The organism is Bacillus sp. CIS52, assembly GCF_053545315.1.
Genome location: NZ_JBIUFR010000001.1, coordinates 1,016,183 through 1,040,000 on the forward strand (window position 1 = coordinate 1,016,183; position 23,818 = coordinate 1,040,000).

A 23,818-nucleotide genomic window follows, 5' to 3' on the forward strand; every position below is an offset into this window, starting at 1 on the left:
CCTATATTTTTACGGCTTTGTTTACTAAAGCTGAAGGATCACATGTAAAATCTCCGCTGTATTCCACCGTCTCAATGATACAGCCTGCGCCGATCTGCACAGAATTTCCGCGGACTGTCTTCGCGTGCGTGTCCGCCAATTCAATGATGTCACCTTCAATCAGCTCTGCGGTCAGCACCGGAGCCGGCATCAGCTTAAACCGCGCGAGCACGCTTTTTCTGCTCATCACCTTTAACTGACGGCAGCCGATTTCTTTCACATGGCTCTCGCCCGCCGCCAGCTTCATATTGACGTCATCGGCGTTCAGCAGGCCGCCGATCTTGCATTTGCCTTCCGAACGGAACGTTTCTGTCTCGCAATCCTCTTCAATCCCAACTTTCCCGGATATGAAAATATCATCAGCTTTCACACCGCCGCCGAAAGATGAAAATCCCGCGACGTTCAGCCGCTCCGTTTTGATATCACCTTTAATGACACCTGTTCCGTTGATTCGGATGGATTCGGCTTCGGCACTGCCGGAAATTTTCCCCGAACCGCTGATCGTCAGCGTTTGCGTTTTGACATTTCCGTCTGTTTTACCGCTGCCGTTAAACAAAAGGCTCGTGCACTCTACGTCACCTGACACCGTGCCGCTTCCGTTGATCTCCACCGTATGAAAACGGCCTCCTTTTGAACTTCCTGAACCGTTAATGACTAATTTATCTGTTACATCCATTGATGGTCCTCCTGCATCCATTTTGTTTTTAATTCTTCTGATGCCGCAGCAAGCGCCACCCGTTCAGCCACTTTGACAGACGGTTCAAACAGAATATGTTCCGCATCTGCGATGAAGCACGTCGTTACGCCGAGTTTCCGGAGCACGACGAGCTCTGTATTTGCCTTCAGCTCAGAAGCCTCATACGTTTTCAGCACCTCTGCCGCCATTTTTCCTTCTTCAAGACTGATATTTCCCGATTGCAAAAGCCTTTCAAGCACATATAAAGACAGCAGCGCCCGGGACGTGAATGTCCCGCCTTCTTCTCCGTAAACTTGCAGCGCGGCCTTTGAAATCAATCCTTTTTGAAGCAGCTCCGCAGACGATATATCGACATCAGCCATTTGCGGAGACAGCATTTCCCTCATTTCATCCAGAGACAGATTTTCTTTCATTTTCTGTATTTTTGAGATGCGTTTTAAGATTTCCGCTCTCGGAAAAAATGTTTCCTGGCCTGTAAACGTTGATTTTCGGATAAACCATTCCTCAGGAATTAAATTTTTCCGCTTCCAGCGGTACAGCTGTCCGTATGAGATTGATGTTTCTTCAAGCAATTCTTTTTTAGAAATCAGTTGTTCCTCCATAAATCCAGCTCCTTCGATGAACACATTGTAACATAACACTGTTACGTTTGTTAAGCCTATAAATATAACATTGTATGAACCCCGGCTGCATTCAATAAAAAAACCGCCCGAATCCGGGCGGTTTTTTCTCATGTCAAATCTCTGTAATTTTGCTGGCGCAGCGCTTCATATACAAGAATCGCGGCAGTGTTGGACAGGTTTAATGATCTCACATGCTCGGTCATCGGAAGACGCAGGCAGCGGTCCATATTGTTTTCGATCAATTCTTTCGGAAGTCCGCTCGTTTCTCTGCCGAATACGAAGAAAAAGTCTTCCTCCGTATTTGAGTAGTCAAACGATGTGTGCGGCTTTTGCCCGAATTTTGTAATGAAGAAAAACTTTCCGTTCTCATATGCCTCAAATAATTCATCCAATGAATCATGATAAACGACGTTGACGAACTCCCAATAATCGAGTCCGGCGCGCTTCAGCATTTTATCATCGGTTGAGAATCCGAGCGGGCGGATCAAATGAAGCGTTGTGTCTGTTGCCGCACAAGTACGTGCGATATTTCCCGTATTGGCCGGGATTTCGGGTTGATATAAAACGACATGTAATGCCACGATGTTCACCTCTGTTTTTTATTCCGCCCACCATTATATCATTAATTACTCTTTTGTCGTATCATCCGTAATATGAAAAAACGCATATCTGATGGAAGGAGTATATGCCGTTGAATCCTCATATGACCAATATCTCATTCTGCTGTCATATGTTTGGGCATTGACGAGCGGCATATTGCTTTTATCTTTTGCGACCACGATCGTCGTATGGTTAAAACGGCCGTCACCTTCAAAATCATAGCAAATCACATCTCCGGGCATAAGCTCCTCGGCGCTTGACACCTGCACCGCGCGAAGCCCGGCCTTGGATTGGGCCAGATACATCTTCATGGAATGCGCGACCGTCCAGCTGTAGCTCCATGAGCTTTCCTTCATCCACCAGCCTGAGCCTCTGTTCGGATGCCCCCGCATCGGCGCTTTTCCGGCATGTAAACATTGGGAAATAAAATTTGTGCAGTTGTCGCCGAAATTTTTATAAGCAGGATTTCGTTTATTCCAAAACTTTTCCGCGTACTGAACGGCAGCCAGACGGTCGTATTGAAATGCCCGCCCGAAATCTTCCCGTTCACTCCGCTCATATTCGATTACGCTGTTTCCGTCAGAAAATCCGGCCGGTTTTTTCTTTATTTCCCGATCTTTAATCAGCAGCTGGTCATAGAGAAAAGCATTCCGTTCCTCAACCTGCTCTTCTAAATAAAGATGCCCGTCCTGCTCCTTGCACAAATATTCGAAATGAATGATGTACATGACGCATAACGTGCCGTCATCCTCAAGACTGCTTTTGACAATGACGGCTTTCGCTTTCGCTTTAACGATGTCAACTTTCCGTTTTTCAAACAGCTCTTTTTTTCTCGTCAGGACCTCAAGATCGCCGGCCTGCCCATTGTGCCTCATCTCGGTTCCGTTGACTAAATAATGAAGCCGGGCCTCCGCTAAGTCTTCAATAATATGCTTCAAGCGCTCCACCCACCATACTGTTTTATAAAGAAAAAACACTTGAACTCACGCCAAGTGCTTTTTCTCTATACATATGTCAGGACCGGCCGGTTTTAGTCTTATCAGAAACCGAAAGCAGCTCCAGCCCCTTTTCTATTTCCTGTATGGCTTCCTCATCCTGCTCTTTGTGAAGCGCTTTTTCTAATTCCTTCGCATATTCCGGATCACCGATTTTTCCGATGGCCCAGGCGGCCGTCCCCCTGATGACGGGGCGCGGGTCTTGGTGCATCAAAGCGGTCAATTCGGGAAGAGAAGAAGCATCTTTGAAATGAGCCAATGCTAAAATGGCATTTCGCTGAATCGGCTTCTTGCCGCGCCATGAACCGGATACATGTCCGAATTTTTCTTTGAATTCCCGGTTGCTTATGGTCAGAAGCGGCTTTAACAGCGGCTTGGCGATTTCCGGATCGGGCTCCATCTGCGGATGAAGATGAAAATCTTTCCCCTTATTAATCGGGCAGACCGTCTGGCACGTGTCGCAGCCGTACAGGCGGTTTCCGATTTTCGTACGGAATTCATCCGGCAAAAACCCCTTTGTCTGGGTCAGGAATGAAATACAGCGCTGTGCATTAAGCTGCCCGGGATTAACGAGCGCGCCGGTCGGGCACGCGTCTAAACATTTTGTGCACGATCCGCACATATCTTCAATCGGCACATCCGGTTCAAAGGGCAGATTGGTGATCATTTCAGCGAGATAGACGTAAGAACCGTATTCAGGTGTGGTGATCATGCAGTTTTTGGCGCTGAAACCGATTCCCGCCCGTTCCGCCACGGCCCTGTCGGACAATTCTCCCGTATCCACCATTGACTTCGTGCGGATATCCTCATGTTTGCTTTGGAGAAAATTCTCCAGCAGATCAAGCTTTTCGCGCAGCACGTCATGATAATCCTTCCCCCAGGAAGCTCTGCAAAAAATGCCGCGCCGGCCGTCCCTCGTGCTCCTCGGCGCATCTTTCATTTTGGAAGGATAGGCAAGGGCGATGGCGACGATCGATTTGGCTTTCGGCAGAAGCAAAGACGGAGTGACCCGTTTTTCAATATCCGGCTCTTCAAACCCGGATAAATAGCCGAGTGATTCCTGAAGAATCAGCCGGTCCCGCAGACTGTCGAACGTATCAGCCGTCGTAAACCCGATTTTGTCGACTCCGATGCTTTTGGCGTATTCGATTAATTCCTCTTTCAGTTTATGAATATTCATTTTTTGCACAGCCTCCTTTCTTTGTGATCAGGCTCCCGCACGGGTATAATAGAGTTTTACCATCCCGAAATGGAGTGAACACAATTGAACATCAGTTTAGATCCTCTTATTGCTGAACGGGTGCCGGGGATCAAAGCGGCAGCCGTATTATATGAACAGATTGAAGTCGGGCCTGCCCCGCAAATGCTGAAAGGCCGCCTCCGTTTATTTCAAGAATCGCTTTACTTTGATTATGCTGACGGCGGCATAGATGAACAGCCTTTTGTGAAAGAATGGGCACGTATGATGGAACAGCTCAGTCCCGCCTTTTCAGGACAAAAAACGCCGATGGAGCTTATGCTCGGCGATATTTCCCGGGAACGATTCATCGAAAGTGTGAATTCAGCCCATGATACCATACTTTTTTTCTCCTTGAAATATTCATTGCCCATCATGGCGTATGACGCCGCACAGATGGATGAACCGATTTCAATCACAATCGGAGAAAAAGAACACGTACTGGCTTTCTCCGACTCTGGCGGCATTTTCGGCGGCCTTACCGGACAAATCAACACCCGCCCTGTAACAACCGGCACAAAGAACATGCTGCAGCTGATCTTTTTTCCGCCTTCAATTCATGCCGACGCGGCAGATGAGCTGTTAACATCCTTAACCAAAATGTTTGAACAAATTCACGGAGGCACACATACCGTCTCTTGGCTTTCATAAAAAGACACGCCTTCCGTGTCTTTTTTCACATAAAAAAACGCAATACTTCGTTTATCAGAGAAACGAAACACTGCGTTAATAACGTATGTATGGAGCGGGTGATGAGAATCGAACTCACGACATCAGCTTGGAAGGCTGAGGTTTTACCACTAAACTACACCCGCATCAAAATGCTTTTTTGTCAGCACCGATTTGATGTTTCTAATATTACATGCATATTTTTTTTTCGTCAAGGGAATGTTAAAAAATTTGTCGAAAAAAATTCTTTTTTTGTCCACATGTTAAGTTAGGTTTACATTTTGTTAAGAATACCATACAATATAAAAAAGAAGAAAACTTGAGGTACGCCTGATGATGAAAAATAAAGTAAAAGAGCTGAGAGCCAGATTCGGCTATTCTCAGGAAACGCTCGGAAAAGAAGCCGGAGCCACCAGACAGACGATTGCGGCGATTGAAAAAGGAGATTATGTGCCATCACTCTTATTGGCGCTTAATATCTGCCGGGCTTTCTCCCTGCCGATGGAGGAAGTATTCTGGCTGGAGGAGGAGAAAAAATGAGTTTAAAAAGAAAAGCGTGTTTTCACCTTGCACTCTACGGATTGGCCTGCTGGACGCTTATTTCCATTATGGAAGCAGTGCCGCGTATCGCTCAGTTTTTCCAGACGGAGGGGAGCGGTTCATTTGAGCTGAACATCACGCCGTTTCTGCTGTTTACCGTTTGTGCCGTATTATATATCTATACTGAAAAGAAAAAACGGAACGGCAAAAAGCACAGGCTTGTGCCTGATGAATTTGAGGAACAGGATGAAAGAGAACGGATGATGACCGCTAAAGCCTGCCGTTCCTCGTATATTGCCGTTTACTTCTCATTGCCGGCCGCAGCCGTACTGCTTTTGTTTTATCCGCTGATTCAGCCGTATCTTCCCTTTTTTCCGATTCTTTTGATTTTCATTCTGATGATGATTCAGCATTTGGCTTATGTTTTCACATTTCATAAGCACGGCAAAAACTCCGGTTCATGACAGATCCGGAGTTTTTTATGTTACCAGCTCGCTTTTTTCACTCCGGGAACCCGGCCTTTATGGGCCAGCTCCCTGAACGCGATTCTGGACAGTTTAAATTTTCTCATATATCCGCGGGGCCGTCCCGTCACTGTACAGCGGTTATGAAGTCTGGCCGGAGCAGAATCACGCGGCAGTTTGCTCAGCGCTTCCCAGTCTCCTTTTGCCTTTAATTCTCTTCTGATGTCCGCATATTGTTCAACAAGCTTCTGCCGCTTGAGCTCTTTGATCACTTTTGATTTTTTAGCCATTCCAGCACTCCTTTTAAATCGTAATAATTACGTTTTATATCGTATCATTCATATGATCATCGTGCAAGCTAGGCGCATTAAAGGCGGGTATTTACCCGCCTCCTTTTTGCCAGTTTCACATCAGACAGCGGCATTTCCCCGGAAATGAATCAGCAGAAAGCGCCCGCCGGCAATTATCCGCCTTATGATGTCATCAGACTGTCGCTTTGTTCCCTCTTGCAAAATGGTCGTTGCCCATTGCTTCGCCCAGTCTGCGCTCAAGCTTTTTCGTCCGCTCGTTTTGAAACGGCAAAAGCGGAAACACGAGTTCAGCCAGATAATATGCTTCTTCAAGATGCGGGTAGCCTGAAAAGATAAACGACTCAATGCCGAGCGCCCGGTACTCTAAAATTCGATCGGCGACAGTCTGGGGATCACCGACAAGCGCCGTGCCCGCTCCGCCTCTGACCAGCCCGATGCCGGCCCAGAGATTCGGGCTGATCTCAAGCTTCGTCCGGTCGCCGTTATGAAGATCGGCCATCCGTTTTTGTCCTGAAGAATCAGCGCGCCGGAGTGCAGCCTGCGCTTTCGCAATCGTCTCTTCGTCTAAATGGCTGATTAATTGTTCTGCCGCTTTCCATGCCTCTTCCTCAGTCTCCCGGACAATCACGTGAAGCCTGATGCCGAAGCGCATTGTCCTTCCTTCTTGGGCAGCCTGTTTTTTGACGGTTTCAATCTTTTCTTTTACCTGCTCCGGCGGCTCCCCCCATGTTAAATACACATCTGTATGTTTCGCCGCAGCCTCAATTCCCGCCTGTGATGAACCGCCGAAATATAATGGCGGATGCGGAGCCTGTTTTGGCGGAAACAGCAAATTGCTGTTTTCCACTTTGATATGGTCCCCTTCATATGTCACCGTTTCTCCCCGCATGAGTCCGCGCCATACGGTCAAAAATTCTTCAGTCGCCTTATAGCGCTCATCGTGGCTGATAAACATCCCGTCTCCCGCCAGCTCATAAGGATCTCCGCCCGCTACGACATTTACGAGCAGACGGCCGTCTGACAGCCGATCCATTGTCGATGCCATTCTCGCGGCGACAGATGGCTGCATCAGTCCCGGACGGACCGCCACTAAAAATTTTAAATCTTTCGTTTCACCCGCTAAAGCCGCAGCCGTCAGCCATGGGTCTTCACATGATCTCCCCGTCGGCAGCAGAACCCCCGTATACCCGAGTCTGTCTGCCGCCTGTGCCACTTGCTTAAAATAAAGATGATCGGCGGTTCTTCCTCCCGTTTGCGTCCCTAAATACCGTCCGTCTCCATGCGTCGGAATAAACCAAAGAATCTCCATATGAATCTCTCCTTTTTTAAATAGGCTACCCTTCATAACTGTTCCGCCATTTTAATAGTTTCCGTTCGAGCATTCTGACCAATGCATCTGTCAGCTTGCCGACAGCCGCAAAAATGATAATGCCGACAAACACCTTATTTGTCTGTGAAAATTGTCTCGCATCCATAATCATATAGCCGACGCCCGCGCTCGATCCCATCAGTTCCGCCACCACAAGGCCGAGCCACGCAATACCGAGAGAGAGCCGGATGCCGAGCAGGATATTCGGCAGAGACGCCGGAAGAATCAATTTCGCCATCTGCTGATACCAGTTAAATTCCAGCACCCGGGCGACATCAAACAGCTTTGCGTCCACGCTGCGGATTCCGAGAAACGTATTAATGTATACAGGGAAAAAAGCCCCCAATGCGATCAGCAGAATTTTTGATGTCTCATCAAATCCGAACCACAAAATAAACAGCGGGGTCACCGCCAAGTGCGGAACCGTCCTGAGCATTTGCAGAGACGGATCGATATACGCTTCCGTCCGTTTTGAGAACCCGACCAGCAGCCCGAAAACAAGCCCGAGGCCCGCGCCAAGCAGAAATCCGGCAGCCGCCCGATATAAGCTGATCTCTAAATGGCCCCAAAGCTCGCCTGACAGTAGAAGTTCCTGAAAAGTCTGTAAAATGACGACGGGTGACGGGAGCACCGTTGCCGAGACGATGCCCAGACTTGCGATAAACTGCCATACCGCGATAACCGCAGCCGGGAGTACAACCCCTTTCATCCATTGGTATGAATACTGCCGGGACTTTGCCGCATCTTTCTTTTCTGATTGGCTCAATGTGCCGGGAGCCGTTGATGCTTCTGCTTTCATTATTTGCCGCCCTCCGTTTCAAGCGCCTTTTTGATAAATGAATTGTCGACAACGTCTTTTACATTGATTTTCTTATGAATCGCTTTTGTTTGATATTGAAAATCAGCGGTTTTCTGCTGGGCTTTGACAATATCATCATTAATCGGTTGATTAAGAGGCTCTGTATTGTTGAGCACGTTTCTGACGACTGAGGGATCAAGATTTTTGATTTTCGCATATAAAGAGACAGCTTCCTCTTTGTGTTCCTTTTGCCATGTGACTGCTTTATTGAACACTTTCAGAAAACGGACAACCTCATCCGGGTGCTCCTTGGAAAATCCAGTCCTGACTAACGTAAAACCCGGAGAATATAAATCCGTGCTCTCTCCGTTCGCTAATATTTCCGCCCCGTGCTGCAGCGTTTCAATCGACAAATACGGCTCCCAAATCGACCATGCATCAACTGATTTGTTTTCAAAAGCGGAAACCGCCTCATCAGGCTGAAGCTGAATGATGGTGACGTCATCGGCGGAAAGTCCGGCTTTATCCAAAGCTTTATAAAGAAAATCAAAGCCGCTGCTGCCTTTGGCTACAGCGATTTTTTTCCCTTTCAACTCTTTCAGGCTCTTAATTCCGCTGCCCTTGTTTACGAGAATGCCGTTTGCCTTTAACCCGTCTTGGGACAGCCCGATCTCTTTAAAATCAATTCCTGCCGCCTGGCCGGAAATGACCGGTGAATTGCCGACCTGGGAAAAATCAAGCTTATCGGCGGCAAGACCTTCGAACTGCGGGGGACCGCTTTGGAATTCGACCCATTTTACCTTTATTCCGTCTTTTTTGAAGGCTTCTTCAAACCAGCCTTTTTCCTTGGCAATGAGAAGCGGGCTTAAACTCTGCTGGATGCCGATCCGGATTTCTTTCACCGTTTTCCCGCTCCCGCCTGCTCCGTCGGCACTGCATCCGGCTAACATCATGACTGCTGCGGCTAAAAGAATGATGGTTTTTTTCACTTTGCTTCGTCCTTTCTATATCCCTGATCCATCCGCAAACCGGAGATCTTCCGTTTTCTCAAATTCAGCAAGCACCTTCTGCCGGACGGCCTGAAAATCAGCTGACGTCCGATTGCGCGGATGCGGAAGCTGAATCGGCACCAGACTGTGCAGCCGGCCGGGCTTTGCCCTGAGAATTGCCAGCTTATCGCCTAAATAGACAGATTCGTCAATATCATGCGTAACCAGAATCATCGTCGTTTTTTTCTCGCGCCATATATCAAGCAGCACATCCTGCAAGTGTTTTCTCGTAAAAGCGTCAAGCGCTCCGAACGGTTCATCCAAAAGCAGCACCTCGGGCTCACGCAACAGGGCTCTGGCGATGGCGACCCGCTGCGACATGCCGCCGGATAATTCGCGCGGATAAGCGTCCTCTGCTCCCTGCAGCCTGACAACCTCAATCAGATCATCCACTTTTTGACGAACGGCCGGGTCGTTTATATTGAGATCGGCAGCGATGTTTTGTTTCACCGTCAGCCAGGGAAACAGCCGGTGCTCCTGAAAGATAAATCCCTGCCGGATGCCCGGTCCCGACACATGGCGGCCGTTTATTGCGACAGAGCCTTTATAATCGGTATCAAGCCCGGCAATCGATTTTAAAAGCGTGCTTTTTCCGCAGCCGCTCGGCCCGATGACAGTCAAAAATTCTCCTGATGCAATTGACAGTTCAATATCATTCAGCACCGGTGTTTTCCGTCCTTCATGCTCAAACGCTTTTTCTTGTATGCTGATGGTTACAGCCATCTGTCTTTTCCCCTCTCTTCCTGCCGCATGCGATCGAAAAACAAAAAGGCCCCCATCTCCGTTGCTTGTAGAGATGAGAGCCTTCGGCGGTCCGATCAGCTGCCCGTTTGTTTTTAAATTTGAATATCATGTTAATTCAAATTATTCCGACTTGTCAACTGTTTTTTGTAAGAATTAAAAATGCGCCCTCCGGCATAAACCTGCCAAAGAGCGCATCAGCTGTATCACGTATTTATTTCCTTTTGCGGCTGGTCGATTTTCAGCAATGTCCGCGCATTGTTTCCGAAAATCTTCTCTATGTCTTCTTCCCGCATGTTGATTTCCCGGCAGGTCCGGACCTGCTCCTGAAGATATCGGTATACGTATCCTCTCGGAAATCCGTTTGAATCCGTCCCAAAGATGATTCGTTCAGCACCGATTAATTCGGATGTCTTCCGAAACAGAATTTCCAAATCAAGCGGGTACGGCATCCACCTCATCCACTGGTTTGATCCGGACGTGTCAATATACACATTCGGGCAGCTCCAGCACAGCTGCAGCAGTTCCTGATAATATCCGGCGCCGAAATGCGGGATGATGAATGGTATATCAGCATACTCTCTCGCCACGCGATAGATGGAGAGGGGATTGATATTGCGGTGGCTGACAATGCCCCCCGCTCTCCCTAAAAGCCCGAAGTGGATTAATACAGGGAGCCTTTTGTCAGCTAAATACGTCCAAAGCTTTTTCAGCGACGGATCATGAAACTCGATGTCTGTCAGCGGCCCGAACAGTTTATACCCTTTCAGACCGAGCTCTTCTACGGCTCTTTTCAGCTCTTCATATGCATCCTCCCGCTCCAAAGGATGATATGCAAATCCGGTAAACCTCGCGGGATTGGCTTGAATAAACGCCGCCATCCGGTCATTGCTCTCCGCTGTTAAAAAATTCAGTACGCCGATGCCGTATTTATCTAACTCATTCTCCCATTTTGTCATCAAAGGGATTTCCCCGTCATCACCCTCATGCGGATCAGGAAAATCCCAAGTCAGATTCATTCTTTCTGACCGCTCCCGATTATAATCGGAAAATGTCTTATCATGTTTGCCGAAATAAAGGCTGTACGGCAGATGACCGTGAATATCAACAGGTTTAAAATGCTGCCGGAAAAGCATACAATCGCCGCCTCCCTTACCGCCGACAATGAAAAAAGGCCCTTATCCCATGAAGAATAAGAGCCTCTTGTGTTCAAGTCAGCGGTTTCTATTTTTTCTCATCTTAAACCCATTATTCCCGTCAGTCAAGTAAGCTTTCAAACCCGACTTCTCTTTCCGATAATAAAAATAATTATTTTATAATCATTATAAAATAATATTGACTTTTTACTGATAGGTGATATTATGTTTTTATAAATCTAAAGAGGTGATCACATGAGTTCAAATAAATTGACAACCAGCTGGGGCGCTCCTGTCGGAGATAACCAAAACTCAATGACGGCCGGAGATCGCGGCCCTGCTTTAATACAAGACGTCCATCTGCTTGAGAAATTGGCGCACTTTAACAGAGAACGCGTTCCCGAGCGTGTCGTTCACGCAAAAGGCGCGGGCGCACACGGTTATTTTGAAGTCACAAATGACGTTACAAAATATACGAAAGCCGCATTTCTGTCAGAAGTCGGTAAACGCACACCGCTCTTTGTCCGTTTCTCAACCGTTGCAGGCGAACTGGGCTCTAGTGACACAGTGCGCGACCCGCGCGGATTTGCCGTTAAGTTTTATACAGAAGACGGAAACTACGACATCGTCGGAAACAATACACCCGTGTTTTTCATCCGCGATGCCATTAAGTTCCCTGACTTTATCCATACACAAAAAAGAGATCCGAGAACACATCTGAAAAACCCGACGGCCGTTTGGGATTTCTGGTCTCTTTCACCGGAATCACTGCACCAGGTAACCATACTGATGTCAGACCGGGGCATTCCGGCAACACTTCGCCATATGCACGGATTCGGAAGCCATACATTTAAATGGACAAATGATAAAGGCGAAGGTGTCTGGATTAAATATCACTTTAAAACAGAACAAGGCGTAAAAAACCTTGATGTCAATACAGCCGCAAAACTCGCGGGCGAAAATCCTGATTACCATACGGAAGATTTATTCAACGCGATTGAAAACGGCGATTTCCCCGCATGGAAATTATATGTTCAAATCATGCCGTTAGAAGACGCAAACACATACCGCTTTGATCCGTTTGACGTCACAAAAGTATGGTCACAAAAAGACTATCCGCTCATTGAAGTCGGCCGCATGGTTCTGGACCGCAATCCTGAAAATTACTTTGCGGAAGTAGAACAGGCGACGTTCTCTCCCGGAACATTAGTCCCTGGCGTCGACGTCTCACCTGACAAAATGCTTCAAGGCCGGTTGTTCGCATACCATGACGCCCATCGCTACCGTGTCGGCGCGAACCATCAGGCGCTGCCGATCAACCGTTCCCGCAATGAAGTGAAAAACTATCAGCGTGACGGACAAATGCGTTTTGATGATAACGGAGGCCGCTCCGTCTATTACGAGCCTAACAGCTTCGGAGGCCCGAAAGAGTCACCTGAAGATAAACAGGCGGCATATCCTGTATCAGGTTTCGCTGACAGTGTAAGCTATAATCATCATGATCATTACACACAAGCCGGCGATCTGTACCGCCTGATGAGCGAGGAAGAGCGCGCACGCCTTGTCGCCAATATCGTCGGTGCGATGAAACCTGTGGAAAAAGAAGAAATTAAGCTGCGCCAGATCGGCCACTTCTACAAAGCTGACCCTGAATACGGCAGACGCGTTGCCGAAGGACTCGGATTGCCGTTACCAAAATAACATCAAAAAACCTGCCGGTCTGTCCGGCAGGTTTTTCCTGTGTATTATCAATAAAAAATGCTTTTTCTCAATTATACAAAATGGCATGCTGCAAAATGCTGAGACCCCTTCTCCGACAGCGGCGGACTTTTCTCAGCACATATCTTCTCGGCTGCCGGACATCTCGTTCGGAATTTACAGCCTGAGGGCGGATCAGAGGGACTTGGAATATCACCCTTTAACATCACCCGCTCCCTTTTCGCTCGGGGATCAGGAACAGGCACGGCTGATAACAGCGCTTTTGTATAAGGGTGAAGCGGCCGTGAAAAAAGCTCCTCCTTTGACGCGTATTCGACAATCGTCCCTAAATACATAATCGCGACCTTTGTACATAAGTGCTCCACCACGCTTAAATCATGAGAAATGAACAAATATGACAGCCCGTGCCGTTGCTGAAGGCTGCTGAACAAATTGATCATCTGCGCCTGAATGGAGACATCCAATGCCGCCACGGGTTCATCCATAATGATAAATTGCGGCTTAAGCGCCATCGCTCTTGCAATCACGATCCGCTGCCGCTGCCCTCCGGAAAATTCATGCGGATAACGGTCGATAAAGTTTGCGGAAAGACCGCAGGCTTCAAGGACCTCCGCCGCTTTATCACGCGCGTTCCGCTTCACCGCCAATTGGTGCTCGGTCATCGCTTCACCGATGGCTTCTCCGATCCGTCGTCTGGGATTTAAAGAGCTGAACGGATCTTGAAAGATAAGCTGCGCTTCCGATCTGAATGTTTTTAGCTCACGCCGGTTCATCCGGAACACATCTCGCCCCTGAAAAAATACCTCTCCCTCTGTTTTTTCATGAAGTCTTAAAATGGTTTTTCCGATTGATGACTTGCCGCTGCCCGATTCACCCGCTAAACCGAACACTTCTCCCTTTCCTATCGTAAAACTGACGCCATCCACCGCTTTTACGGGATTGTTGCGGGCCTTTCTCATCCCCCCCTGCCCCTCATAATATTTTTTCAGCCCTTTGACCTCCAGCAACACATCACTCATCTGCTTTCTCCTCTCCGTAAAGCCAGCACGCCGCCTGATGCCCTTTCCCGAATTCAGTAAAATGCGGGCTCGATCTCCGGCATATCTCCGTGCTGTGTTCACACCGCTCCGCAAAATAACAAGACGATCCGGACAGATCTGCAAGCGCGGGAACCTGCCCCGGGATGGTATACAGCGTCTCTCTCCTTTGACCGATAACCGGTTTTGCCGCGAGCAGCCCTTTCGTATACGGATGCTTCGGATCGGAAAACAGCTCCGCAACCGGTCCTTCCTCCACAATTTTTCCCGCATACATGACAATCACATAATCAGCCATTTCGGCAACCACGCCAAGGTCATGGGTAATGAATAAAATAGACGTGTGAAATTGCTTTTTCACATCCCGCAATAAATCCAATATCTGCGCCTGAATCGTTACGTCAAGTGCCGTCGTCGGCTCATCGGCAATGATCAGTTTCGGATCGCAGCTGAGCGCGACAGCCGTCATAACGCGCTGCAGCATGCCGCCGCTCAGCTCATGAGGATATCGGTGCATCATCTGCCCGGCATGGGGGATCTCCACTAACGTGAGAAGGTCAACCGCCTTCCTCCATGCCTCTTTCTTACTCAGCAATAAATGCTCGCGAATCGGTTCCGTCAGCTGCTCACCGATTGTAAACACCGGATTCAAAGAGGTCATCGGCTCCTGAAAAATCATCCCGATTTCGCAGCCGCGGATTTTCTGCATTTCTTTTTGTTTCAGTTTCAACAGGTTCCTTCCTGAAAAATGCACCGCTCCCCGTTCGATTCTTCCCGCCTCGGGAATGAGCTGCATAATGGACAATGACGCCATGCTTTTCCCGCAGCCGGATTCCCCTACAATGCAAACCGTTTCCTCCTCATGAATTGTAAAGCTGACATCGTCCACGGCCTTTACCGCACCTTCCTCCGTATAAAAAACCGTTTCCAAATGCCTCACTTCTAAAAGCGGTTTTTTCATTTCACTTTCACCTGCCGTTTTACCTTAGGATCAAAAGCGTCTCTTAAACCGTCTCCAAGCAGATGAATCGCCACAACGGTCAGAAAAATGGCCGTACCCGGCGGTATCCACAGCCACGGACGGAGTGTAAAATCCATATAATGATTCGCCGCTTCCATCATGTTTCCCCAAGAAGGAGTCGGCGGAGCAACCCCGAGTCCGAGAAAACTCAGCGCCGATTCACTCAGCATCGCCCCCGCCACATGCAAAGTCGCCGCTACCATGAGTAACGGCAATGTATTGGGAAGCAAATGATAGAGGATTTTCCGTTTATCACTGAGCCCCAAAACTTCCGCAGCCATCATAAACGGCTGCTCCTTCAGCGACAAAATCTGTCCGCGTACAAGCCGCGCCAAACCGGGCCATCCGATCAGGCTTAACATCATCATAATCAGGTACATCCTGTATTCAGAAGGCACTTTCCACTCCGACATCACCGCAGCCAAAATCAAAAGCAGCGGCAGGCCTGGGATGGACATGAGCATATCAGCGATGCGCATAATGATCATATCAGCGGCGCCCCGATAAAATCCCGCTGCAGCCCCAAGCAGTGAACCGATGACAAGTGACAGCACCATCGAAGCAAGCCCCACAGTCAGAGAAATCTGCCCCGCCAGCATCAGCCTCGTCAGCACATCTCTCCCGTACTGGTCGGTGCCAAGCCAATGATGAACCCCCGGATGCTGATTGGCATTTGAAATATCCGTCCGATCCGTTATGTACGGAGAAAAAGACGGCCCGATAAAACACAATACAAACATAAAACATAAGAATAGAAGACTGATGACCGTCAGCTTATGATGCAGCAGGCGGCGGTACGTCTGCTTCCAAAGAGAAGGCGGCGCCCCTTTTTGTTTTTTCACCCAAAACACTCCCTATTTCAGCCTGACTCGCGGATCAACCGCGGCATAAGCGATATCCGCCAAGAAATTCCCCACAATCGTTAAACAAGACAAAAACAAGGTAAACGCCATCAAAACCGGATAGTCCCGATAATGCACAGATTCCAGCTGAATACGGCCGACACCCGGCCATCCGAAAATCTGTTCAATAATAATAGCCCCGGAAAACAGACCCGGCAGTTCAAAAGCAAGCAGGGTGATCGCCGGAAGGAGCGCATTTTTCAGCGCATGTTTCCAAATGACAGTGCGCTCTTTCAACCCCTTCGCTCTCGCCGTTCTGATATAATCCTGCCTGATCACATCAAGCATCCCGGAGCGGAAATATCTTGTCAGTGAGCCGATGCCGAGCATAGATAAAATCACAACCGGAAGAATCATATGTCTGGCGGCTTCAAGCACGTACGAAAAACCAGAACTCGTGCTTCCGGTATCAACCATCCCTCCGACGGGCAATATTTTTAAATCCACTCCAAACCATTTAATAAACAGCAGGCTGATAAAAAAAGACGGGAACGCCATGGAAGCAAACACAAAAAATGTTACGATCCCGTCAAACCACGAGTATTTCCTGACAGCGGATATGACACCCGTTATCATCGCGGCAGACCATGTGACAAGCAAAGCCAAAAACGCGACAAAAAACGAATTCCAGACATATTTCTGAAGCAGTGACAGGACGTTTTCCTGATACTTCAAAGAGAATCCCAAATCTCCGCTGAGCACATTGCCGAGCCACGTCACATAACGCTGCCAAATCGGCTGATCCAGGCCGTAAAGCGCTTTTAGCTCCTTCGCCCTTTCCGGGGTCAGGTTGACATTGGAATCAATATAATCGCCCGGCAGTATCGCGAATAAGAAAAAAATAATAAAGGACGTACCGAATAAGATCACAAGCATTTGAATGAACCGTTCTGCGGCATACCGTTTCACAAAAAGCCTCTCCCTTCCGCTGAGGGCAAAATACCCTGGACACCGGGTATTTTGCGCCATTGTTCTACTGAATTGACACGTTTGAGAGACTCGAACTGATTCCCGAATAATTGTCAGGCTCAAGCCCTTTTATTTTTCCGCTGACCGCCCTTGCGCTCTGACGGTAATGAATCAGAATGTAAGGCGGGTTTTCCCCGAGCTCCCGGTACAGCTGGTGATAAATCTCTTTTCTTTTGCTGATATCAAGCGTGCCGGCTCCTTTCTCGATCAGCCGGTCCGCTTTCGGATTGGAATACCCCGTCACATTATTGGGATGGCCTGAAGCCAGCTTTTCCACCGTGTCATTCGGATCAAGAATCTGCGAGGTGGAAACGGCGGCAAGATCGTACTGTTTATCATTTATTTTCGCTACCTCTGTATTAAAATCCATCACTTCCGGTTTTAATGAGATTCCGATGTCCGCGTAATTTTCTTTCGCGATCGGGATGAAATCATCATCCGCTTTAGAAGTGTAATAGCTGATTTCAAGCTTTTTGCCGTTTTTTTCACGCACGCCGTCTTTCCCCGTTTTCCAGCCTGCTTCATCAAGAAGCTTCTTGGCTTTTTCCGGATTAAACGTGTACGGATTGACTCCTTTGTCATCATAAGCCCACGAAACCGGAGACACCGGCACATTTGCGACTTCTCCGTAGTGTTTAAAGCGGACATCGACGATTTTCTGCCGGTCCAGCCCGTAAATAAGCGCTTGGGACACTTTCTTATCTTGAAAAGGCGGACGCTTATGATTCACGTACACAAGCCCGTAATCATTCACGACCGAGACGCTTATATTCGCAAAACCGAGGCTTTTTAAATGCTCAACCGTATCATCATCAGGAGAAAATGAAGCGTAATCAAGATCACCCGTTTCAAACAGCTGAAGAGAAGTTGACGGATCAATAATTTTATAGATCAGCTTTTCTGTTTTCGGTTTTCCGGAATAATAGTGTTTATTAGCCTGATAGCGTATTTCCTGTCCCGGGAGGTATTCTGTAAATTGATAAGGCCCTGCTCCGAGCGGTTTGGCATAAAGCTCTTTTAAATAATCCAGTTTGCCGAATCGATAATTCTTTCCGTAGTAAGCTTCCGACAGCACCTGCCCGCCTAAAAGAAGCAGCGACTTCGCACTGACTTTCTCAGTCGTGATTTTAATGGTTCTGTCATCAAGGACGCGAATGCCCTCTATCGTCTTTGCTTTTCCTTCTTTATAAGCCTTGCCGCCTTTAATATAGGCCGTGGTGATATCTTCATAGCCTGCGTAAGCGGGATCATGCAGCAGTGTTAAAGTGAATGCGGCATCCTTTGCGGTGAGCGGCGAACCGTCACTGAAAACGAGATTTTTTCTTAAGCGGAACGTGTAGGTAAGCTGATCTTTGGAAACAGTCCAGCTTTCAGCAAGAGCCGGTGCGGGCTTACCCGTTTTATCCAGCTTGACTAACGGTTCAAAAATAGGATCTGTCGCATTTCCATCCCAGCCGTTTTCATAAAAGTACGGCAGAAACACTCCCCCCGGCGCGGAAATCCCCGCAACAAAAGTGTCCGTTCTGGCCTTCGATTTAACGGGAAGCGCCTCCGGATGAGAAGCTTTAAATTTCTTTGTTTTGACTTGAGCGATACGTGTTTCCTGTTTTTTATCCGCCGCAGAAGACGGTTCTTCTCCGGCACTCCCTAACGCGCACCCTGATAGCATGAATGATACCGACAGCGCGAGTATGATGCCCGTTGTTTTCATCCTCAAAGTGTTCCCCTTCATTTTGATCGAACCCCCGCATGCTTTTCATCTATCTTTATATAAATCTGCTCCATCTGTTCCTCACTTCTCATAATCTCCCATTTGTTTTTCTCCACAAGCAGTTCGAAATTCAATGTGTGTTTTCTGTACTTTTTTCGCTTTTTACTTTTTTTGCGCACATGTGATGCCTTTTTTAACGCCACTTTTCATCCCTCCGCTTTTCATCCAATGGCTTTCACGCAAAAAAGGCCCTTATCTGTTTACAAGATAAGAGCCTTCGGTGATCCGATCAGCCAACGTTTGGAAATATGTACTGACTATGTTAATTCATACAATCCCTACCTGTCAACTATAATTTAAAATATCGTTTCATTCCGGGGGTTTTCCTCATACACTCTCTTATTTTTCCGCATATGTTAGAAGAAATAACAGATCCCGATGAAAGAGAGTGATAGTGTGGAAAAGACAACATTGACCGGGCGCATCGTCAGAAAAGATGACCCGGACTATAATGAAGCAAGAACCAATATCAACTTAAGCCTGCAAAGATATCCGGACATCATTGTGTTTTGCCAAAACAAACATGATGCCGTCAATGCACTGAGATGGGCGCGTGAGAATAACGTGCCTTTCCGCATCAGAGGCGGAAGACACAGCTACGAGAATTTTTCCCTGTTAAATGACGGGCTTGTCATTGATCTTAGTGAAATGAAGAAAATAAGAGTGAATAAAGATAAGCGGCTGGTCTCGATTGAAGCGGGTGCCGATTTGGGAGAAGTGTACCGGACACTCTGGCGGTACGGCTTGACTCTTCCCGCGGGAACCATTGCAAATGTGGGAATCACGGGGCTGGCGCTCGGAGGAGGAATCGGATATTTAACAAGGGCTGCCGGCCTGACTTGCGATCGTCTCCTCCAACTCGAAATGATCACAGCAGACGAAAAAGCGGGTGCTGAATTGATAACAGTCAACCGCTCAAAGCATCCTGATTTATTTTGGGCGTCTCAGGGCGGAGGCGGCGGCAACTTCGGCATTGTCACATCTATGGTGTTTAAAGCCGTGCCGATCTCGTACGTAACTATTTTTTCTGTCACTTGGGGCTGGGATGATTTCGAGGAGGTATTTAATACGTGGCAGAACTGGGCTCCATTTACAGATAACCGTCTTACTTCATCCATTCAGTTTTGGCCTAAAGAAGTCAACCGCATAGAAGCGCTCGGCCAATTTATCGGAACAAAAAATGAGCTGAAAGAACTGCTGGCTCCGTTAATGAAAGCGGGAAACCCGACAAGCGGCATGGTCAAGACAGTTCCGTTTATTAGAGCGGCAGCCTTTTTTAACAGCCCGGGAGGCAATGAGCCGCAAAAGATGAAACGGTCAGGATCCTTTATTGAAAAACCATTGTCAACACGCGCAATTTCTGCTTTAAAATACTACTTGGAGCACGCTCCGAATAAAAACGCCAGTGTCTGGCAGCAATCTCTCGGCGGGGCGGCCGGACGGATCGCTCCGGATCAAACGGCATTCTACTATCGCGACGCAATCATTGCCCAGGAATATATAACAAACTGGACATCTCCTGAAGAGGAAAGACAAAACGTCCGCTGGATCGAAGAGCTGAGAACGTCTCTTTCAAGAGAAACGATGGGGGATTACGTAAATTGGCCTGATATAGACATTAGAAACTGGCTGCGAACATATTACGGAGGAAATGTCGACCGCCTCCGTCAAGTCAAAACGAAGTATGACCCGGAAAACGTATTCCGCTTTGAGCAGAGCATTCCACCGTTTCGCCGGTCACCGTTTTTCTAAAAAAAGATGAAGATGGACACACTCCATCCTCATCTTTTCTTTTTTATTGATATAAATGGCTTCCCTTCTCGACAAACTCTTTTGCTTTTTCTTTTAATCCTTCATTGAGGGCCTCGTCTTCAGTCAGACCGTTTTCTTTCGCATAATCGCGAATATCCTGAGAAATTCTCATGCTGCAAAACTTCGGGCCGCACATCGAACAGAAGTGAGCCGTTTTTGCGCCTTCAGTCGGCAGCGTTTCATCATGATATTCCATTGCTCTTTCAGGATCAAGCGACAAATGAAATTGATCGCGCCACCGGAATTCAAACCGCGCCTTAGACAGAGCATCATCACGGATCTGAGCACCCGGATGCCCTTTGGCAAGGTCTGCCGCATGGGCCGCGATTTTATACGTAATGACTCCCTCTCTTACATCATCACGATTCGGCAGGCCCAAATGCTCCTTCGGCGTGACATAACAAAGCATCGCTGTCCCGTACCAGCCGATCATCGCCGCGCCGATCGCCGAAGTAATATGGTCATAGCCCGGAGCGATATCAGTCGTTAATGGGCCCAGTGTATAAAAAGGCGCCTCTTTACAAATTTCCAGCTGTTTGTCCATGTTCTCTTTAATTTTATGCATCGGCACATGACCCGGTCCTTCAATCATCACTTGCACATCGTGCTTCCACGCGATTTCCGTCAATTCCCCGAGAGTCTCCAATTCCGCAAACTGCGCTTCATCATTAGCATCCGCAATCGAGCCGGGACGCAACCCATCTCCAAGAGAAAATGCAATATCATACGTCTTCATAATTTCACAAATTTCTTCAAAGTGCGTGTACAGAAAGCTTTCCTGATGGTGAGCCAGGCACCATTGCGCCATAATCGCCCCGCCGCGGGATACGATTCCCGTCGTGCGTTTGGCCGTTAACGGGACGTAACGAAGCAATACGCCGGCATGGATGGTGAAATAATCCACGCCCTGCTCCGCCTGCTCAATCAATGTGTCTCGATAAATGTCCCACGTTAAATCCTCGGCGATGCCGTTTACTTTTTCAAGCGCCTGATAAATCGGCACCGTCCCCACAGGTACTGGGCAATTGCGGATGATCCATTCACGTGTCGTATGAATATCTTTCCCGGTGGATAAGTCCATCATCGTATCGGCGCCCCAGCGAATCGCCCACGTCATTTTTTCGACTTCTTCTTCAATAGAAGATGTAACAGCCGAGTTGCCGATATTTGCATTGATCTTCACATGAAAATTCCGGCCGATAATCATCGGTTCACTTTCAGGATGATTAATATTTGAAGGAATGATCGCCCGGCCGCTGGCTACCTCGTCTCTGACAAATTCGGGAGACACATGCTCGCGAATTGCGATAAACTCCATTTCCGGTGTAATGATGCCTTTTCTCGCATAATGCAATTGTGTAACGTTTTTCCCTGCCTTGGCCCGCAGCGGTTTCCGCTGTAAACCGGGATATTCGGCGGCACGGCCTTCTTTTTTATAGCCGTTGTCCTCAGGTTTCACGGCCCGTCCGTTATATTTCTCCACATCGCCGCGCTTTGTAATCCACTTTGTGCGGAGCGGCTTCAGACCTTCATGAATTTGAATTTGTACATCCGGGTCTGTATACGGTCCGCTCGTATCATAAACACGGACCGGCGGATTCTCCTCTTCCCCGAACGCCCCCGTTGTCGGACTGAGGCTGATTTCCCGCATCGGCACTCGTATGTCAGGCGAAGAACCCTTTACATAAACCTTTTTACTGCCTGAAAAACTCGACATAATAGAAATGTTCGCTTGCTGTACTGATTGATTTTGCATACAAATCTCTCCCTTATCCATTTGAATAACAGAACCAAGCTCAGCACCAGCACAAAAAAACCGGATTCATTGGAGAACCCGGTTTTGCAGTCAGAAAGAAACTATTATTGTTTTCCACAACAATAATAAAACCTTTACTTCCCCACGCTGGTACGAACCAGATCAGGTCCAAAGGGTTAAGAAGCCGCCGCTTCTCTCTCAGCCCGCTTAGACGGGCACCCCCAGTAACTATTCATTTCGGTTTCATCGTAACATAATTTGCATACAAAAAAAAGTATATTATCAAAATTCAGATAACGGAATGACTGGAAGCTCTGTTTCCCTTACGCCTTCTTCAGTATCAAAAACCCTGTAACCCTTTGCCGTTTCCCGGGAAGAGACAGACCGGAACAGCTGATCGTTTTTATAATGAAGCGCAGCGCCGTCATCAGCGGCATAGCCCTCCTGAAGTTTATTTTCTGAAATCAGACGGTGATACACCGGCCGGCGCTCCGCTTCTCCGTCATAGTGAGGACAAAAGCTTCCAGGCAAAAACCCTAAAGCTTGCAACTCTCTCAAATCTCCTGACGAATCTGTCACTCCTTCTTCAAACCAGCAAATCGCCCCGGCGCTGAGACCAGCCAAGATTACACCGTTCTCCCAAGCCTCACGCAGAATAAGGCCGAGCCCCCATTCTTTCCATAAGACAAGCATATTGCGCGTATTGCCGCCGCCGACATATATGATATCTTTCTTCATGAGAAAGGACCTGAGATCAGAACACGGCGGTTTAAACAGCGACAAGTGATCCGGCTGACACTCCAGCTTTTGAAAGGCCTGATAAAACCTGCCGATGTAATTCTCCGAATCTCCGCTTGCTGTCGGCAAAAAACAAACTTTCGGCTTTGACCGCACCGATTGCTCTAAAATATATTGATCCAGCACAAGATGATCCGGCTCCATGGAAAACCCCCCGCCGCCCATTGCAATAATCTGCTTCAACGTCATCACCTCTTTTTTCTCAAGTATAACAGCTCATTAAAAAGACGGTATTCCGTTTTGGATACCGCCTTTTTAATATTTTTCACAAGCCTTAGAGGGTATTTTCATACAACAAAAAAAGCTTCTACATATGTAGAAGCTTTCTTATACCGGTGGCCGGGGTCGAACCGGCACTCCAGAAGGAACACGATTTTGAGTCGTGCGCGTCTGCCAATTCCGCCACACCGGCATGTAATACGTCGTGTTCAACCGACGTATATAAATATAACATGCATTTTATAAAGTGTCAACGGTTTTAGTAAAGTTTTTTTAATGGTAATGCAGTATACACGATACAAGCAAGAAACTTATATTCATAGTCTTGACGCTTTTATTATATAAAAAAAGTGATCTGCAATATGCAAATCACTCTCATATATGTTTTGTAATGTAAAAATTGATGACCAATTTAACATGTTTCGTCCAAAGTTAAATTGGTGCCGAGGGCCGGACTTGAACCGGCACGGTAGTCACCTACCGCAGGATTTTAAGTCCTGTGTGTCTGCCAATTCCACCACCCCGGCAAAAGAAAGGCGACACCC

24 protein-coding genes, 4 tRNA genes and 1 riboswitch (1 of these 29 only partly in view) are annotated in these 23,818 nt (G+C 47.8%); of the genes, 5 read left to right on the top strand and 23 right to left on the bottom strand.

Going from position 1 to position 23,818, the window contains the following annotated elements; genetic code table 11:
* Window position 1 precedes the first annotated feature (1 nt).
* The 5 genes from ACH32G_RS04700 to queG form a co-directional block, all read right to left on the bottom strand.
* Entirely contained in the window at window positions 2-715 is a 714-nt protein-coding gene (locus ACH32G_RS04700; protein WP_064778287.1) for a polymer-forming cytoskeletal protein, read from the bottom strand.
* Window positions 706-1,338 carry a YhbD family protein gene (locus ACH32G_RS04705; RefSeq protein ID WP_064778305.1) on the bottom strand — a complete coding sequence of 211 codons (633 nt, stop codon included), beginning with the start codon at window positions 1,336-1,338 and terminating at the stop codon, window positions 706-708. The genes ACH32G_RS04700 and ACH32G_RS04705 overlap by 10 nt, the downstream gene beginning before the upstream one ends.
* Window positions 1,339-1,466: 128 nt before the next feature.
* A complete protein-coding gene (gene trmL / locus ACH32G_RS04710; protein WP_101605566.1) occupies window positions 1,467-1,949 on the bottom strand; it encodes a tRNA (uridine(34)/cytosine(34)/5-carboxymethylaminomethyluridine(34)-2'-O)-methyltransferase TrmL in 483 nt (160 codons plus the stop codon).
* Window positions 1,950-1,985: 36 nt separating this feature from the next.
* Complete coding sequence (locus ACH32G_RS04715; RefSeq protein WP_448814046.1) at window positions 1,986-2,897, bottom strand: amidase domain-containing protein; 912 nt, start codon at window positions 2,895-2,897, stop codon at window positions 1,986-1,988.
* A 76-nt stretch (window positions 2,898-2,973) separates the two neighbouring features.
* A complete protein-coding gene (queG, locus tag ACH32G_RS04720) occupies window positions 2,974-4,134 on the bottom strand; it encodes a tRNA epoxyqueuosine(34) reductase QueG (RefSeq protein WP_016938440.1) in 1,161 nt (386 codons plus the stop codon).
* A gap of 84 nt (window positions 4,135-4,218) precedes the next feature.
* Here queG and ACH32G_RS04725 point away from each other — a divergent pair, with 84 nt between their 5' ends.
* Window positions 4,219-4,842: a hypothetical protein gene (locus ACH32G_RS04725; protein WP_016938441.1), complete on the top strand. Its 624-nt coding sequence runs from the start codon at window positions 4,219-4,221 to the stop codon at window positions 4,840-4,842.
* Window positions 4,843-4,932: 90 nt separating this feature from the next.
* Here ACH32G_RS04725 and ACH32G_RS04730 read toward each other — a convergent pair.
* Window positions 4,933-5,006: transfer RNA gene (locus tag ACH32G_RS04730), tRNA-Gly, on the bottom strand.
* 190 nt (window positions 5,007-5,196) lie between these two features.
* Between ACH32G_RS04730 and ACH32G_RS04735 the strand changes: the two genes are divergently transcribed.
* Both ACH32G_RS04735 and ACH32G_RS04740 read left to right on the top strand, forming a co-directional pair.
* On the top strand, window positions 5,197-5,400 hold the full coding sequence (locus ACH32G_RS04735; protein ID WP_003155407.1) for a helix-turn-helix transcriptional regulator: 204 nt from the start codon (window positions 5,197-5,199) through the stop codon (window positions 5,398-5,400).
* The gene (locus tag ACH32G_RS04740; protein WP_448814047.1) at window positions 5,397-5,864 is read left to right on the top strand and encodes a hypothetical protein; all 468 of its coding nucleotides are present in this window, start codon (window positions 5,397-5,399) and stop codon (window positions 5,862-5,864) included. Before ACH32G_RS04735 ends, ACH32G_RS04740 begins: the two co-directional genes overlap by 4 nt.
* Before the next feature lie 20 nt (window positions 5,865-5,884).
* Here ACH32G_RS04740 and rpsN read toward each other — a convergent pair whose 3' ends face one another.
* The 6 genes from rpsN to ACH32G_RS04770 form a co-directional block, all read right to left on the bottom strand.
* A complete protein-coding gene (rpsN, locus tag ACH32G_RS04745) occupies window positions 5,885-6,154 on the bottom strand; it encodes a 30S ribosomal protein S14 (protein WP_014417259.1) in 270 nt (89 codons plus the stop codon).
* A 193-nt stretch (window positions 6,155-6,347) separates the two neighbouring features.
* Window positions 6,348-7,484, bottom strand: coding sequence for an FMNH2-dependent alkanesulfonate monooxygenase (gene ssuD / locus ACH32G_RS04750; RefSeq protein WP_064778289.1), 1,137 nt, complete (start codon window positions 7,482-7,484; stop codon window positions 6,348-6,350).
* Window positions 7,485-7,509: 25 nt separating this feature from the next.
* Window positions 7,510-8,346, bottom strand: a complete 837-nt coding sequence (locus ACH32G_RS04755) for an ABC transporter permease (RefSeq protein ID WP_188154195.1) — start codon at window positions 8,344-8,346, stop codon at window positions 7,510-7,512.
* Window positions 8,343-9,332, bottom strand: coding sequence for an aliphatic sulfonate ABC transporter substrate-binding protein (locus ACH32G_RS04760; RefSeq protein WP_049628155.1), 990 nt, complete (start codon window positions 9,330-9,332; stop codon window positions 8,343-8,345). The genes ACH32G_RS04755 and ACH32G_RS04760 overlap by 4 nt, the downstream gene beginning before the upstream one ends.
* A gap of 15 nt (window positions 9,333-9,347) precedes the next feature.
* Window positions 9,348-10,115 carry an ABC transporter ATP-binding protein gene (locus tag ACH32G_RS04765; protein WP_448814048.1) on the bottom strand — a complete coding sequence of 256 codons (768 nt, stop codon included), beginning with the start codon at window positions 10,113-10,115 and terminating at the stop codon, window positions 9,348-9,350.
* 224 nt (window positions 10,116-10,339) lie between these two features.
* On the bottom strand, window positions 10,340-11,269 hold the full coding sequence (locus ACH32G_RS04770) for an amidohydrolase family protein (protein WP_099743960.1): 930 nt from the start codon (window positions 11,267-11,269) through the stop codon (window positions 10,340-10,342).
* A gap of 255 nt (window positions 11,270-11,524) precedes the next feature.
* On the opposite strand from ACH32G_RS04770, the gene katA reads away from it, so the two are divergent.
* Window positions 11,525-12,970 carry a catalase KatA gene (katA, locus tag ACH32G_RS04775; RefSeq protein WP_016938450.1) on the top strand — a complete coding sequence of 482 codons (1,446 nt, stop codon included), beginning with the start codon at window positions 11,525-11,527 and terminating at the stop codon, window positions 12,968-12,970.
* Window positions 12,971-13,041: 71 nt separating this feature from the next.
* Here katA and ACH32G_RS04780 read toward each other — a convergent pair whose 3' ends face one another.
* From ACH32G_RS04780 to ACH32G_RS04805, 6 genes are all read right to left on the bottom strand, one after another.
* On the bottom strand, window positions 13,042-14,007 hold the full coding sequence (locus ACH32G_RS04780) for an ABC transporter ATP-binding protein (RefSeq protein ID WP_448814049.1): 966 nt from the start codon (window positions 14,005-14,007) through the stop codon (window positions 13,042-13,044).
* A complete protein-coding gene (locus ACH32G_RS04785; RefSeq protein ID WP_045925638.1) occupies window positions 14,000-14,986 on the bottom strand; it encodes an ABC transporter ATP-binding protein in 987 nt (328 codons plus the stop codon). The genes ACH32G_RS04780 and ACH32G_RS04785 overlap by 8 nt, the downstream gene beginning before the upstream one ends.
* Entirely contained in the window at window positions 14,983-15,888 is a 906-nt protein-coding gene (opp4C, locus tag ACH32G_RS04790; protein ID WP_016938453.1) for an oligopeptide ABC transporter permease, read from the bottom strand. Before opp4C ends, ACH32G_RS04785 begins: the two co-directional genes overlap by 4 nt.
* Window positions 15,889-15,900: 12 nt before the next feature.
* Window positions 15,901-16,857, bottom strand: coding sequence for an ABC transporter permease (locus ACH32G_RS04795; RefSeq protein ID WP_016938454.1), 957 nt, complete (start codon window positions 16,855-16,857; stop codon window positions 15,901-15,903).
* A gap of 64 nt (window positions 16,858-16,921) precedes the next feature.
* Window positions 16,922-18,649: an ABC transporter substrate-binding protein gene (locus ACH32G_RS04800; RefSeq protein ID WP_448814050.1), complete on the bottom strand. Its 1,728-nt coding sequence runs from the start codon at window positions 18,647-18,649 to the stop codon at window positions 16,922-16,924.
* The gene (locus tag ACH32G_RS04805) at window positions 18,646-18,831 is read right to left on the bottom strand and encodes an FbpB family small basic protein (RefSeq protein WP_016938456.1); all 186 of its coding nucleotides are present in this window, start codon (window positions 18,829-18,831) and stop codon (window positions 18,646-18,648) included. The genes ACH32G_RS04800 and ACH32G_RS04805 overlap by 4 nt, the downstream gene beginning before the upstream one ends.
* 253 nt (window positions 18,832-19,084) lie before the next feature.
* Here ACH32G_RS04805 and ACH32G_RS04810 point away from each other — a divergent pair, with 253 nt between their 5' ends.
* Window positions 19,085-20,440, top strand: a complete 1,356-nt coding sequence (locus ACH32G_RS04810; RefSeq protein WP_049628147.1) for an FAD-binding oxidoreductase — start codon at window positions 19,085-19,087, stop codon at window positions 20,438-20,440.
* A gap of 43 nt (window positions 20,441-20,483) precedes the next feature.
* On the opposite strand, the gene thiC is transcribed toward ACH32G_RS04810, so the two are convergent.
* The 5 genes from thiC to ACH32G_RS04835 all read right to left on the bottom strand — a co-directional run.
* Window positions 20,484-22,256, bottom strand: coding sequence for a phosphomethylpyrimidine synthase ThiC (thiC, locus tag ACH32G_RS04815; RefSeq protein WP_448814051.1), 1,773 nt, complete (start codon window positions 22,254-22,256; stop codon window positions 20,484-20,486).
* 122 nt (window positions 22,257-22,378) lie between these two features.
* Window positions 22,379-22,489: riboswitch (TPP riboswitch) on the bottom strand.
* Window positions 22,490-22,538: 49 nt separating this feature from the next.
* Window positions 22,539-23,237 (bottom strand): Type 1 glutamine amidotransferase-like domain-containing protein, encoded by a 699-nt coding sequence (locus tag ACH32G_RS04820; protein WP_448814052.1) that lies wholly within the window; start codon window positions 23,235-23,237, stop codon window positions 22,539-22,541.
* 147 nt (window positions 23,238-23,384) lie between these two features.
* Window positions 23,385-23,466: transfer RNA gene (locus ACH32G_RS04825), tRNA-Leu, on the bottom strand.
* Between the two features lie 245 nt (window positions 23,467-23,711).
* Window positions 23,712-23,800, bottom strand: a tRNA-Leu gene (locus ACH32G_RS04830).
* A gap of 7 nt (window positions 23,801-23,807) precedes the next feature.
* A tRNA-Cys gene (locus ACH32G_RS04835) sits at window positions 23,808-23,818 on the bottom strand (it continues 60 nt past the right edge of the window).